General features: G+C 55.8%; 11 protein-coding genes and 1 pseudogene. 5 read left to right on the top strand and 7 right to left on the bottom strand.

The features are described 5' to 3' along the window. Nucleotides 1-9: 9 nt before the first annotated feature. The 4 genes and pseudogenes from B2Q93_RS08190 to B2Q93_RS08175 form a co-directional block, all read right to left on the bottom strand. Nucleotides 10-1,659, bottom strand: coding sequence for an alpha,alpha-trehalase (locus B2Q93_RS08190; RefSeq protein WP_040078186.1), 1,650 nt, complete (start codon nt 1,657-1,659; stop codon nt 10-12). A 291-nt stretch (nt 1,660-1,950) separates the two neighbouring features. Then, nucleotides 1,951-2,145 (bottom strand): annotated as a pseudogene (locus B2Q93_RS08185) (monooxygenase); the annotation flags it as partial. A gap of 350 nt (nt 2,146-2,495) precedes the next feature. Then, a complete protein-coding gene (gene gorA / locus B2Q93_RS08180; RefSeq protein ID WP_046886813.1) occupies nt 2,496-3,848 on the bottom strand; it encodes a glutathione-disulfide reductase in 1,353 nt (450 codons plus the stop codon). Between the two features lie 71 nt (nt 3,849-3,919). Continuing rightward, nucleotides 3,920-4,762 carry a 23S rRNA (adenine(2030)-N(6))-methyltransferase RlmJ gene (locus B2Q93_RS08175; protein ID WP_040078190.1) on the bottom strand — a complete coding sequence of 281 codons (843 nt, stop codon included), beginning with the start codon at nt 4,760-4,762 and terminating at the stop codon, nt 3,920-3,922. A 178-nt stretch (nt 4,763-4,940) separates the two neighbouring features. Here B2Q93_RS08175 and prlC point away from each other — a divergent pair, with 178 nt between their 5' ends. Together prlC and rsmJ are read left to right on the top strand one after the other, a co-directional pair. After that, a complete protein-coding gene (prlC, locus tag B2Q93_RS08170) occupies nt 4,941-6,983 on the top strand; it encodes an oligopeptidase A (protein ID WP_286932483.1) in 2,043 nt (680 codons plus the stop codon). An 8-nt stretch (nt 6,984-6,991) separates the two neighbouring features. Further along, nucleotides 6,992-7,747 (top strand): 16S rRNA (guanine(1516)-N(2))-methyltransferase RsmJ, encoded by a 756-nt coding sequence (rsmJ, locus tag B2Q93_RS08165; protein ID WP_286932481.1) that lies wholly within the window; start codon nt 6,992-6,994, stop codon nt 7,745-7,747. Nucleotides 7,748-7,837: 90 nt separating this feature from the next. On the opposite strand, the gene uspA is transcribed toward rsmJ, so the two are convergent. After that, nucleotides 7,838-8,275 carry a universal stress protein UspA gene (gene uspA, locus B2Q93_RS08160; RefSeq protein WP_003861223.1) on the bottom strand — a complete coding sequence of 146 codons (438 nt, stop codon included), beginning with the start codon at nt 8,273-8,275 and terminating at the stop codon, nt 7,838-7,840. A 285-nt stretch (nt 8,276-8,560) separates the two neighbouring features. Between uspA and uspB the strand changes: the two genes are divergently transcribed. After that, nucleotides 8,561-8,896 (top strand): universal stress protein UspB, encoded by a 336-nt coding sequence (gene uspB / locus B2Q93_RS08155; protein WP_003861224.1) that lies wholly within the window; start codon nt 8,561-8,563, stop codon nt 8,894-8,896. A gap of 53 nt (nt 8,897-8,949) precedes the next feature. On the opposite strand, the gene pitA is transcribed toward uspB, so the two are convergent. Next, nucleotides 8,950-10,449 carry an inorganic phosphate transporter PitA gene (gene pitA, locus B2Q93_RS08150; protein ID WP_040078196.1) on the bottom strand — a complete coding sequence of 500 codons (1,500 nt, stop codon included), beginning with the start codon at nt 10,447-10,449 and terminating at the stop codon, nt 8,950-8,952. A gap of 230 nt (nt 10,450-10,679) precedes the next feature. Here pitA and B2Q93_RS08145 point away from each other — a divergent pair, with 230 nt between their 5' ends. After that, complete coding sequence (locus B2Q93_RS08145) at nt 10,680-11,873, top strand: NAD(P)/FAD-dependent oxidoreductase (RefSeq protein ID WP_286932478.1); 1,194 nt, start codon at nt 10,680-10,682, stop codon at nt 11,871-11,873. A gap of 262 nt (nt 11,874-12,135) precedes the next feature. Further along, nucleotides 12,136-13,164, top strand: a complete 1,029-nt coding sequence (locus B2Q93_RS08140; protein WP_040078198.1) for a TerC/Alx family metal homeostasis membrane protein — start codon at nt 12,136-12,138, stop codon at nt 13,162-13,164. Between the two features lie 52 nt (nt 13,165-13,216). On the opposite strand, the gene B2Q93_RS08135 is transcribed toward B2Q93_RS08140, so the two are convergent. Beyond that, nucleotides 13,217-13,879 (bottom strand): HAD family hydrolase, encoded by a 663-nt coding sequence (locus tag B2Q93_RS08135; protein WP_080346650.1) that lies wholly within the window; start codon nt 13,877-13,879, stop codon nt 13,217-13,219. Between the last annotated feature and the right edge of the window lie 81 nt (nt 13,880-13,960).

Here is a 13,960-nt window from a genome sequence, read left to right as displayed (position 1 = left end):
TGAGGGGAGCTACGGCTCCCCATATAGCCCAATCAGGCGACGAATCACGCCGTTTGTCCAGCCAAAGCCATCCTGCAGCGGGTACTCCCCCCCGCCACCTTCACGAGGCGTACTGCTGGCGATGTGGTACTTCTCGATCAGCTTGTGGTGCTCCTTGTAATAGTGGTTCACCGTTTGCAGCCAGCTCCAGGCAATTTCATCGCCGAGCGAGTCGTTGCCATACTGTTTGAACCCCTGGATCGCCATCCATTGCAGCGGGGCCCAGCCGTTGGGTTTATCCCACTGTTCGCCGGTCTCATACTCCGTGGCCATGATGCCGCCTGGCGTCAACAGACGCGCTTTTACGGCATCGGACAAACGTTCGGCCTGCTCATGCGTCGACATTCCTACGTACAGCGGCACGATGCTGGCTGCAGAGAACAGGGCCATCTCCTCGCGTCGCCAGTCGTAGTCACGATAGCAGCCCGTCTCTTCATCCCACAGATAACGGTTCACCGCCGCGCGACGATCGCTCGCCTTCTGATGGAAAATCTCTGCGGTCTCTTTATCCCCTTTCGACGCCGAAATATTAGCGATGGCGCTCTCCAGCTTGAAGAGGAACGCGTTCAGATCGATAGGGATAAACTGCGTCGTGCGGATGCTCGCCAGCCGTGACGGATCGCGCAGCCAGCGGGAGGAGTAGTCCCAGCCCGAGGCCGCCCCGGCGCGCAAGTCGCGATAAACTTCGTTTGGCGGACGGCCAGAGTGGCGGGCCGTTTCCACGTCTTCGATCCAGGATTCATCGCGCGGAGTGTCACGGTCATCCCAGTAGCGGTTGAGCAGAGAGCCGTCTGGCATACGCACTGCGCTACGATAAGCCTGGTTGAGCAGCAGCGACTCGGCGCCGTCCATCCAGAACGCGTATTCCATCTTCAGGTGGTCCAGATAGCGCTTCGCGCCGCGCACGCCGTCCTCTTCGAACAGCTCGACCATCAGGGCGAAGACCGGCGGCTGGGAGCGGCTCAAGTAGTAAGTACGGTTGCCGTTCGGAATGTGACCGTAGCGCTCAATCAACCACGCAAAATTATCCGCCATACATTTCAGCAGATCGTTGCGGCCGCTCTCGGCCAGCCCCAGCATGGAGAAATAGGAGTCCCAGTAGTAGGTTTCGCTGAAACGGCCGCCCGGCACGATATAGGCCTGCGGCAATACCAGCAGTGATGACCACGGGATATGATCCTGCGGCTCGCGCGTCAGCACCGGCCACAGGTTATCAATGTGCTCTTTCAGGGATAGACCAGGGTCAGAGATGTACTCTTTGCTGTAGTCTTCCGGCAGCCAGAAGTGGTTCTCCACAAACTGGCGCAAGTTAAAGTCCCGGTGGCGTCTGACTTTACGGTAGCGGATAAGGATATCCAGCGGATCCATCTTTGGCGCGCAGTCGGGGAACGTTTTGCTGTCTGCAAAGAGTCGCGTCGACTGAACGTGCTCAAACAATTCAAGGTAACGATCGGCCGGGGTCAGCGCATCAGATGCGGGCAACCCCTCGATCATTTCCGGTTCCGGCTCCGCCTCAATCATCTCATCCAGTTTTAACTCGCAGGGATCGGTTTCGTAGCGAATCTCTTCCGCAATCTCGAACTCGATAACCTCTGCTGCCTGTAATTTCTGGTTGAACATGGTGGTGTGGACCTCCGGTTTTGTCGTAACAAATACGGGTTTTTCCCGGTCGTCTTTTAAGCGTAGACATTCGCTTCGGTGAATGCGGTGCGAAGTGTGCGGTTGATCACGCTTTTTTCCCCGCTAACGACGCGCAAAAAACACATTAACCCAATGAATTTACAACGTTAAAAGGTATTTTAAGGACGTTAAGCGGGGAATGAAAAATCAGAGCATTCGTTGTCGCGCATTCTCATGAACCGTGGCTGCGGTGTGACTGGCTTTCTGGTTCGCGTTAGCGCTCTCGCCCAGCGCCTTACTGGCCGCTTTTTCTGCATGTGCGGCACTGTACGCGGCGAGATGCGAAATCACAATCGCGTAGATACTCATTAGTGACACCCACAGGATGCTGTTTTTCCACCACAGCAGGGTAGGTATCGTCAGTATGGTCCAGGCGAGGGCCAGGACGAGGTGTATCTTCGACATAAACGTCGCGGTAATTTTCAGATGCATGTTCTCTACTCAGTCTTAAATTATTTTCTGAAGGGCACGGCTTAGCGCCTTTTAAGATTAGCCAACTCCCTGGCCGGCAACGGGCTATTTTGTTACCGTTTGTACATAAGTCCATGAGGCGTGCCTTTGCCGCTAACGTCACCCGCTTTACCCGGAGGGAAAGTGGATTAACGCTGTTAGCAACCTGGCAGCGGGTGGAGAAGACGGGGCGAAGGAGGGGGCGTGATCTCCCCATCCCCTGTGGCAGCCCACAAGGATGATGCGTTGTCTTTTATTTCATCACGCCAAAAAAAAACTGGCCGTTGCGCGGCCAGTTTGGGTAAAGGACTCTCCTGCGCAAACAATCAGCGCATGGTAACGAACTCTTCCGCCGCCGTCGGGTGAATCGCAACGGTGTTATCAAAGTCTTTCTTGGTTGCGCCCATCTTCAGCGCCACCGCGAAGCCCTGCAGGATCTCGTCCATGCCGAAGCCAATACCGTGAATGCCGACGATTTTCTCTTCCGGACCAACACAAACCAGCTTCATACGGCAAGGCTGGCGATGAGAGGTGACCGCCGTGTACATGGCAGTAAACGACGATTTGTAGACTTTGACCTGCTCGTCACCATACTGCTCGCGCGCCTGCGGCTCGGTTAAGCCAACGGTGCCGATAGGCGGATGGCTGAAGACCACGGTCGGGATATTGCTGTAATCCAGATGCTCGTCCGGCTTGTTGTTAAACAGACGCTCAGAGAGGCGACGGCCCGCTGCAACGGCAACCGGCGTCAGCTCAACCGCGCCGGTGTTATCGCCAACGGCGTAGATGCCCGATACGCTGGTGTTCTGGAATTTATCGACAACGATGTAACCTTTTTCATCGGTTTTAACGCCAGTTACCGCCAGGTTGAAGTTGTCATTGGCGGGTTCGCGACCAATTGCCCAGATCAGGCAATCTACGGTCTGGCTACGGCCATCTTCAAGCTCCAGCGTCAGGCTACCGTCGGCATTTTTCACTACCGCTTTCGGTACGGCATTGGTGTGCAGGGTTGGCCCTTCCGCGTTCATCACTTCGACCAGGGTCTCAACGATCAGCGGGTCGAAGCTGCGCAGCGGCGCATGTTTACGCACGAACAGGTGCGCTTCTGCGCCCAGGCCGTTAATTACGCCAGCCAGCTCAACGGCGATGTAGCCCGCACCGACAACGGCAACGCGCTTAGGCAGAGCAGGCAGCTCGAAGAAGCCGTCGGAGTCGATACCGTACTCCACGCCCGGAATGTTCGGGTGGCTCGGACGGCCGCCGGTGGCGATCAGGATATGATCGGCGGTGATCGTCTCGCCGTTCACTTCGATCGTTTTTGCATCTACAAAGCGGGCGAAACCGCGGATTACGTCAACGTTGTTCTTGCCCAGCACGTTATCGTACGAGGTGTGAATACGGTCGATGTAGGCGGTACGGCTGGCGATCAACTTATCCCAGTCGAAGTGGTTAAGGGTCGTGTCAAAGCCATAATCCGGGCCATACATATGGATAGCTTCGCGGATCTGCGCCGCGTGCCACATCACTTTCTTCGGTACACAACCCACGTTTACGCAGGTGCCGCCTAACTCTTTGGCTTCAATCAGCGCACACTTCTGGCCATACATGGCCGCACGGTTAATAGAGGCGATGCCGCCGCTGCCGCCGCCAATGGCGATGTAGTCATAATGCTTGCTCATGAGTCTTATCCTTAATATCTGGTTGGCGCGATTGTATACCTGAAATCAATAGTTTCCACCGATGCCTGCAATTACTCCGGCACGATCCAACTGACGGTGGCGTGGCCGGTTCCCGCTGGCACCAGGGTTTTGTGCAGCCACGGCAGCACATTGTTCATCTGCGCTTCGAGCTTCCACGGCGGGTTAATGACAATCATGCCGGAGGCGGTCATACCGCGTTGATCGCTGTCCGGACGGACGGCCAGCTCAATTTGCAGGATTTTGCGGATGCCGGTCGCTTCGAGGTCTTTGATCATGCGTTTAATTTGCGCGCGCAATACCACCGGATACCACAGGGCGTAGGTGCCAGTGGCAAAGCGTTTGTAACCTTCGTTGATGCCGGTTACCACCGCCTGATAATCGGTTTTAATTTCGTACGGCGGGTCGATCAGTACCAGACCGCGACGGGAGACCGGCGGCAGTTTAGCCTTCAGTTGCTGATAGCCATCAGCCTTATCTACCCGGGCGCGGTTGTCTTTCTGGAATTCAGAGCGCAGCAGCGGGAAGTCGCTCGGGTGCAGCTCAGTCAACTGCAGGCTGTCCTGCTCGCGCAGCAACTGGCGGGCAATCAGCGGGGAACCGGGGTAGTAGCGCAGCTGGCCGTTGCGGTTGAAATGATTAACCACGCCGATATAGGGCTCCAGCTCGGCAGGCAGGTCGTCCTGCTGCCAGATGCGGGCAATACCTTCCAGATATTCACCGGTGCGCTCGGCATGTTCGCCGCTCAGTTGATAGCGGCCCGCGCCGGCATGGGTGTCCAGATAGAGAAAGGGTTTATCTTTCTCTTTCAGCGCTTCAATGATCAAGCTCTGAACAGTGTGTTTAAGGACGTCGGCGTGGTTGCCCGCGTGGAAGCTATGGCGATAACTGAGCATGGGTAAAGGTGTTCCATCAGGTAAAAAAAAGCGTATCGCCACAGTATACAGAAAAGTCGCCACCGCCGCGAAAGCGCAACGCCCGGTATTGAAATCCTCTACACTTACCCCCATTACTGACCCATATGCACAGCGCCGGATGCGCGCTTCACTTACCCTATTTAACAGGACAGCGTTTATGACCAATCCATTACTGACGCCTTTTTCCCTGCCGCCATTTTCTAAAATTCTCCCTGAGCATGTGGTGCCTGCCGTTACCGAAGCGCTGGGCAACTGCCGCGCAGCGGTAGAGAGCGTGGTGGCGCAGGGCGGGCCGTACACCTGGGAAAATCTGTGTCAGCCGCTGGCCGAGGTGGACGACGTGCTGGGGCGCATTTTCTCGCCGGTGAGCCACCTGAACTCGGTGAAAAACAGCCCGGAACTGCGCGAAGCCTATGAACAAACCCTGCCGCTGCTCTCCGAGTACAGCACCTGGGTTGGTCAGCACGAAGGACTGTATAAAGCCTACCGCGACCTGCGCGACGGCGACCATTACGCCGCCATGAATACTGCCCAGAAAAAATCGGTCGATAATGCCCTGCGTGATTTTGAACTGTCCGGTATCGGGCTGCCAAAAGAGAAACAACAACGCTATGGCGAAATCGCCGCCCGTCTGTCCGAGCTGGGTAACCAGTACAGCAACAACGTGCTCGATGCCACCATGGGCTGGACGAAGCTGATTACCGACGAAGCGGAGCTGGCGGGGATGCCGGAAAGCGCGCTGGCTGCAGCAAAAGCCCAGGCCGAAGCGAAAGAGCAGGAAGGGTTCCTGCTGACGCTGGATATCCCGAGCTACCTGCCAGTGATGACCTACTGCGACAACCAGGCTCTGCGTGAAGAGATGTACCGCGCCTACAGCACGCGTGCGTCCGATCAGGGGCCGAATGCCGGTAAATGGGATAACAGCCCGGTGATGGCCGAAATCCTTGCCCTGCGTCACGAGCTGGCGCAGCTGCTGGGCTTTGAAAACTATGCCGACAAATCTCTCGCCACCAAAATGGCGGAGAACCCGCAGCAGGTGCTGGACTTCCTGACCGATCTCGCCAAACGCGCCCGTCCGCAGGGTGAGAAAGAGCTGGCCCAGCTGCGCGCCTTCGCGAAAGCGGAGTTCGGCGTGGACGAACTGCAGCCGTGGGACATTGCTTACTACAGCGAAAAACAGAAACAGCACCTCTACAGCATCAGCGATGAGCAGCTGCGCCCGTACTTCCCGGAAAACAAAGCCGTGAATGGCCTGTTCGAAGTGGTGCAGCGTATCTACGGCATCACCGCCAAAGAGCGCAAAGATATCGACGTCTGGCATCCGGATGTGCGTTTCTTCGAGCTGTATGACGAGAAAAATGAATTGCGCGGCAGCTTCTACCTCGATCTCTATGCGCGTGAAAACAAGCGCGGCGGGGCGTGGATGGATGACTGCGTGGGCCAGATGCGTAAAGCGGACGGTACTCTGCAGAAGCCGGTTGCCTACCTGACCTGTAACTTCAACCGTCCGGTGAGCGGCAAACCGGCGCTCTTTACCCACGATGAAGTGATCACCCTGTTCCACGAGTTCGGTCACGGTCTGCACCACATGCTGACCCGCATCGAAACCGCGGGTGTCGCCGGTATCAGCGGTGTGCCGTGGGATGCGGTCGAGCTGCCGAGCCAGTTTATGGAAAACTGGTGCTGGGAGCCGGACGCGCTGGCGTTTATCTCCGGCCATTATGAGACCGGCGAACCGCTGCCGAAAGAACTGCTGGATAAAATGCTGGCGGCGAAAAACTATCAGGCGGCGATGTTTATTCTGCGCCAGCTGGAGTTCGGCCTGTTCGATTTCCGTCTGCACGCCGAGTTCAGCCCGGAGCAGGGGGCGAAAATCCTTGAAACGCTGGCCGAGATTAAAAAGCAGGTCGCCGTTATTCCGGGGCCAACCTGGGGTCGCTTCCCGCACGCGTTCAGCCACATCTTTGCGGGCGGCTACGCAGCGGGTTACTACAGCTACCTGTGGGCCGACGTGCTGGCTGCAGACGCATACTCTCGCTTCGAAGAGGAAGGCATTTTTAACCGCGAAACCGGTCAGTCGTTCCTCGATAACATCCTGACGCGCGGCGGGTCTGAAGAGCCGATGGCGCTGTTCAAACGCTTCCGTGGCCGTGAGCCGCAGCTGGATGCGATGCTGGAGCATTACGGTATTAAGGGTTAATTGCCGCAGTGAAAATTTGTTTGTTTGATGAAACAGGCGCCGGAGACGGCGCCTTATCTGTTCTGGCCGCCCGCTGGGGGCTGGAGCACGATGATGAAAACCCGATGGCGCTGGTAATGACGACAACGCATCTGGAACTGCGCAAGCGCGACGAACCGAAGCTCGGCGGCATTTTTGTCGATTTTGTCGGCGGGGCGATGGCGCACCGGCGCAAGTTTGGCGGCGGTCGCGGCGAAGCGGTTGCCAAAGCGGTCGGCATCAAAGGCAGTTATCTGCCGGACGTGGTGGATGCCACGGCAGGGTTAGGGCGCGATGCGTTTGTACTGGCCTCGGTGGGCTGTCGAGTGCGAATGCTGGAGCGTAACCCGGTAGTGGCAGCATTGCTGGACGATGGATTAGCGCGCGGCTATGCGGACCCGGAGATTGGTCCGTGGCTGCAAGAGCGCCTGCAATTGATCCACGCCTCCAGCCTGACGGCGTTGACCGACATCACACCACGCCCACAGGTGGTCTATCTCGACCCCATGTTCCCGCATAAGCAGAAAAGTGCGCTGGTGAAGAAAGAGATGCGGGTGTTTCAGTCGCTGGTGGGTCCGGATCTGGATGCGGATGGGCTGTTGGCACCTGCCCGGCTGCTGGCGACAAAGCGTGTGGTGGTGAAACGTCCGGACTACGCACCGCCGCTGGCGGATGTGGCGACCACCAACGCGGTGACCACGAAAGGGCATCGGTTTGATATTTATTCTGGTACGCCGGACGTATAGTGCGGTCTGATGCCCTCACCCCAACCCCTCTCCCACGGGGAGAGGGGCTCGATCATTCCCTCTCCTGTGGGAGAGGGGCAAACGTTTTATTTACTCGTCTTCTTCGTCACGCAGCGGAACAATCAGCATATCCACGTGCACGGTATTGATCAGCTGGCGCGCGGAAGACATCAGCTTGCTCCAGAAGTCCTGATGATGACCGCAAACCACCAGGTCCATATCGTATTTCTTAATCGCATCAACCAGCACCTGACCGAGGTCGCCGCTACCGCTCAGGGTCTCGGTAATCGGGTAACCCGCATTCGTTGAAAGCTCGCTCAGGGCGTGGTGAGTCTCTTCAGAAATACGCTTCTGCATATCCCCAAGATTGACATCGATAAGGCCGGTATAGAGATCGGAGTAGTTAACGTCGACGTGAATCAGGGAAACTTTCGCATTATACGGACGTGCCATGGATACGGCTTTATCGACCAGCACTTTGCTCTCCGGGGAGAGATCGACTGCGATAAGAATATGTTTGTAAGCCATAGTGTTACTCCTTCCTTAAGTGATCGATGACCAGCGCATTCAGCCGCTGTCTACCTGCTCTCATTACGGCCCAGTTGAACAAATTTTTCAAGCATTGGTGTTGATAACGATTAACCTTGTGGCAAAAAAATTAACGGATCTCCTACACTATTGATTAAGCCGGTCGGATATTAAAACGTTAACCCGTCCGGTTTCGTGTGACTCTTTCACTGAGCGGTCTGTCAGGGTATCGGGGAGCGGTAGTCCCGAAGCGTTGCTTCGTGGGCGTGTCGCCGGGGAGGAGGTATGATTAGCACCGTCGCATTATTTTGGGCGTTATGTGTAGTTTGCATCGTAAATATGGCGCGCTACTTCTCATCGCTACGCGCGCTACTGGTCGTTCTTCGTGGTTGCGATCCATTGCTTTATCAGTATGTGGACGGTGGAGGGTTCTTCACCTCGCATGGACAGCCCAGCAAACAGATGCGTCTGGTGGGGTATATCTACTACCAGCGTTACCGCGATCATCATGATGAAGAGTTCATCCGGCGCTGCGAGCGCCTGCGTCGTCAGTTCATTTTAACCAGTGCGCTGTGTGGCCTGGTTGTGGTGAGTATGATTGCGTTGATGATCTGGCACTGAACAAAAAAAAGCGGGTCAGTTTCCTGACCCGCTTTTTTTGTCTCTGCCTGCGATTAGAGGAACTGCAGGGAGATCCAGTACAGACCGCCAGAGAGCAGGATAGACGCCGGAAGGGTAAACACCCAGGCCATCAGGATGTTGGTCACGGTTTTGCGCTGCAAACCGCCGCCATCAACGATCATGGTACCTGCCACGGACGAAGAGAGTACGTGGGTTGTAGAGACCGGCATACCAGTATAACTCGCCAGACCGATAGAAACGGCGGCGGTCATCTGCGCCGACATCCCTTGCGCATAGGTCATGCCTTTCTTACCGATCTTCTCGCCGATGGTGGTTGCCACGCGGCGCCAGCCAATCATCGTACCCACGCCCAACGCTAACGCGACCGCCATGATGATCCAGATTGGCGCGTATTCGATGGTGTTCAGCATGTCGCCTTTCAGTTTCTTCAGCAGACGTTTATCGTCAGCGTTCACGTCAGGCAGCTTGCCCACTTTGTCGGTCACGTCGGAGATGCACAGCATAATGCGGCGCAGCTGGCTACGTTGCTCGACAGAGAGTTTGTCGTAGCTTTCGACATCCGTCAGCATGCCTTTCGCCCGTTCCAGCGCGCTTACCGCGTTAGCCGGGTGACAGTGGAACTCACCCGGTGCCGTAGTTGCCCCCGCGTCCGGAGAAGGGATTAACTGATCCACGCCGGTCGCTTGTTTCAGCAGCTCAGGACGCTGCTGGAAGAAGGTTTCCACGTTGTTGACCGCATCGCGCGTACGGGTGATTTCGTAGCCCGTGGCGTTCATATTCACCACAAAGCCCGCCGGTGCCACGCCAATCAGGACCAGCATCACCAGACCAATGCCTTTCTGACCGTCGTTAGCGCCGTGAGAGAACGCAACGCCGATGGCAGAAATGATCAGGGCGATACGTGTCCAGAATGGTGGCTTTTTCTTGCCATCTTTCTTTTCACGCTCGGCCGGCGTCAGGTGGATACGGGCCCGTTTTTTGGTGCCGCTCCAGTAACGACGCAGCAGGAAAATCAAGCCACCTGCGACCACCAGACCAACGATAGGAGAGATAATCAGGGAGCCGAAAATACCCACGACTTTGGGGATGTTCAGCGCGTCCACCACCGAGGTGCCCGTCATCAGTGCATTGGTTAAACCAATACCGATAATCGCGCCAATCAGGGTATGTGAACTGGAGGCTGGCAGGCCAAAATACCAGGTACCGAGGTTCCAGATAATTGCGGCAAACAGCAGGGAGAATACCATGGCAAGGCCATGGCCGGAGCTGACGTTCAACAGGAGATCTGTTGGCAGCATATGCACGATTGCGTAAGCTACACTCAGACCTCCAAGCAGAACGCCAAAGAAGTTAGCCACCGCCGCCATGACAACCGCAACCTGCGAGCGCATAGCACGTGTATAGATAACCGTTGCCACTGCGTTCGCCGTGTCATGGAAGCCGTTAATCGCTTCGTAGAACAAAACAAATGCCAGAGCAAGCAATAATAAAAGCCCGGTATGCAGATCCAGGCCAGCAAACAAATGTAGCATAGGACGTTACGCCATCTTGGGGACATGAACGCGGCGCATTATCCAGGACAAATGCGCAACGGGCAAAGTGAAATATAGCTTTTTTTTGATTTACTGACTGAATTAAGCGTAGCACTAAAACAATATTTTATTACATTTCAACGAAATGAATAAAAATCAGGTTATTAACGCTGGTAGGGCCACCGACGAAACTTTACAATTCGCGCCCTGTGAATCTGGAGGATTAAGACGTGGAAAGGTTTGATGCCATCATTATTGGTGCCGGTGCGGCGGGAATGTTCTGTGCGGCAATGGCCGGACAGGCAGGGCGTCGCATTTTGCTGCTGGACAATGGCAAAAAACCTGGGCGTAAAATCCTGATGTCAGGCGGTGGGCGCTGCAATTTTACTAACCTTTATGTTGAGCCTGCTGCCTATCTCAGCCAAAACCGTCATTTTTGCAAATCTGCCCTGGCGCGCTACACCCAATGGGACTTTATCGACCTTGTGGGTAAACATAATATCGCCTGGCATGAAAAGACGCTCGGTCAACTGTTTTGCGACGATTCTGCGCAGCAAATTGTCGATATGCTCGTCGCTGAGTGTAATAAAGGCGGCGTTACTCTCCGTTTACGCGCCGAAGTGTTAGAAGTAACCCGCGATGAGCAGGGCTACACCCTGCAACTGAACGGTGAAACCGTTCAGGCGGCGAGTCTGGTCATTGCCAGCGGCGGCCTGTCGATGCCAGGGCTGGGGGCGTCGCCATTTGGTTACAAAATCGCCGAGCAGTTTGGCCTGAAAGTTTTACCGACCCGCGCCGGGCTGGTGCCGTTTACTCTCCATAAGCCGCTGCTCGAGCAGTTGCAAACCCTCTCTGGCGTTTCGGTGCCGTCGGTGATCACCGCCGAAGACGGTACCGTTTTTCGTGAAAATCTGCTCTTTACCCACCGTGGCCTTTCCGGTCCGGCGGTATTACAAATTTCCAGCTACTGGCTGCCCGGTGAGTTCGTAACGGTGAACCTGCTGCCGGAGTGCGACCTGGCGGCGTTTCTCGATGAGCAGCGTGCGGCGCATCCGAATCAGAGCCTCAAAAATACCCTTGCCATTCACTTGCCGAAACGGCTGGTGGAGTGCCTGATCTTGTTGGGCCAGATTCCTGATATCACGTTAAAACAGCTCAACAGTCGCGATCAACAGACGCTTGTCGATACCCTTACGCAGTGGCGAGTGCAGCCTAACGGCACCGAAGGCTATCGCACCGCAGAAGTTACCCTCGGCGGCGTAGATACCCATGAACTCTCTTCCAGAACGATGGAAGCCCGTAATGTGCCAGGCCTCTACTTTATTGGCGAAGTGATGGACGTTACCGGCTGGCTGGGCGGTTACAATTTCCAGTGGGCATGGGCCAGCGCCTGGGCCTGCGCGCAGGCGCTGGCGGAAAAGTAAAACCTGCCAGACGCCCCGTTGTGAGATAAAATATACCCGTTATCCTTCAAGCTGCAGCTGCGTTGGCTTTGTTACCCTGCTCCTCCCCGGAGCTTGTCTTTTAAGGCCAGCACAAGCGTTTTAGTCCGCAGCTTGAATGATGCAGGGTAGTGAATTCCCGCCCCCGAGCGGGATTTTTATTTTATTAAGGGTAAAGAGACCATTTAACGGTCCGCCCTTTTCTTTGCTGCATGGTGTGTCTGGTTCTCAAAAAGGGTTGTATATGGCATCTGCTCATCTCGGTTTCCCTACGGAAACCGTTGTTGTCTTTGTTGTGATGGCTGTCGGGGCGATGTTTATCGACCTCTTCATGCACCGTCACGACAAACCGATCTCGTTAAAAAGCGCCGCGATGTGGTCCATCTTCTGGGTCATGATGGCGATGGCCTTCGCCGGTTTTCTCTATGTTCACCACGGCGCGGAGATGGCCAGTCTGTTCCTCACCGGTTATGCGCTCGAGGAGGTCCTCTCGGTCGATAACCTGTTTGTGATGATGGCGATCTTCGCCTGGTTCGGCGTGCCGGATAAGTATCGCCACCGCGTGCTCTACTGGGGCGTGTTAGGGGCGATCGTGTTCCGTGGGATCTTCGTGGCAATCGGCACCAGCCTGTTGAGCCTGGGGCCCTACGTGGAGGTGGTTTTTGCGCTCATCGTTGCCTGGACGGCGGTGATGATGCTTAAACGTGGCGAAGAGCAGGATGAAGTGGAAGATTATTCCAACCATCTGGCCTACCGTCTGGTGAAACGCTTCTATCCCGTCTGGCCAAAGATCAGCAGCCACAAGTTTCTTCTGACGCAGAAAGAGGTGGATGCTGAACTGGAAAAACCGGAAAACCAGGAGGTGATGGTCGGACGCGTGAAGAAGGCGAAGCGCTATGCCACGCCGCTGCTGCTTTGTGTGGCAGTTGTTGAGCTTTCCGATGTGATGTTTGCGTTCGATTCGGTGCCGGCCATTATCGCCGTAAGCCGCGAACCGCTGATTATCTACAGCGCCATGATGTTTGCCATCCTCGGCCTGCGTACGCTCTACTTTGTGCTGGAAGCGTTGAAGCAGTATCTGGTGCACCTGGAAAAAGCGGTGGTGCTGCTGCTGTTCTTTGTGGCCTTTAAGCTGGGGCTTAACGCCACCGACCATTTCTGGCATCACGGCTATGGCATTGGGGCAACCGCCAGCCTGTTTGTGGTACTGGGGGTACTGGCGCTCGGTATTGTGGCGAGTCTGTTGTTCCCCGGGAAACGGAACGCAAGTTAAACGCAAAACGGCAACCTCTGGGTTGCCGTTTTCGTCTCTGCCCAAAAGGAGCTTAATTTTTGATGGGCGAATTCCTGCGCGCGCGCGCCGGATGGAAGTGCCGCCAGTGCGGATCTTGTGCCGCAGCCAGCAGCTCGTGATCGCCACGGGTATCGCCCCAGGCGCGCAGATGGTACTGGGTGAGATCGCCATATACCTTCTCCAGTCTGGCGACCTTCTGTGCACAGCGGCAATTGTGGCCGGTAATCTTCCCGGTCAGCTTACCCTCTTTCACTTCCAGCTGGGTGCCAATCAATTTGATACCGAGTTTGTCGGCCCACGGCTGCAATACCAGCGCCGGAGAGGCAGAGCAGATCGTCACTTCAGCGCCAGCGTTCACTTCCGCGGCAACCGCCAGCACGCCCTGCGGACGCATCAGCTTTTTCCAGTACTTTTCACAAAATGCTTCCGCCTGCTGACGTAACCAGTGTTCATCTACCCCGGTGAGGAAGGTTTTGATTAACACCTCTTTCAGTTCGTCGCGGGTCAGTTTGCGGCGCACACAGTGGAGCGTAGGCAACGCCATGCGCACCAGGCGACCCGCAAAATAGCGTTTGCCAAAAGCAAAGCGCAGGAAGGGAATAAAGCTGTCGTGATGGGTTAATGTTCCATCAAAGTCGAAGACAGAGAGCACGGTGGACTTTGCCGTGGTCTCGTCGGCAATCATATTGGTCATAACTACGTCTTAGCGATAGAAAAGTTTCTGCCCGTCAGTTTACCTGTTTTAACCGACTATTTCTTAAACCGACGGGCGTTT

This window comes from Leclercia sp. UBA5958, from assembly GCF_002430365.1.
Taxonomy (GTDB): Bacteria; Pseudomonadota; Gammaproteobacteria; order Enterobacterales; family Enterobacteriaceae; genus Enterobacter; species Enterobacter pneumoniae.
The sequence above is the reverse complement of the archived record's forward strand: the minus strand, read 5'-3'. Positions and strand labels throughout refer to the sequence as shown.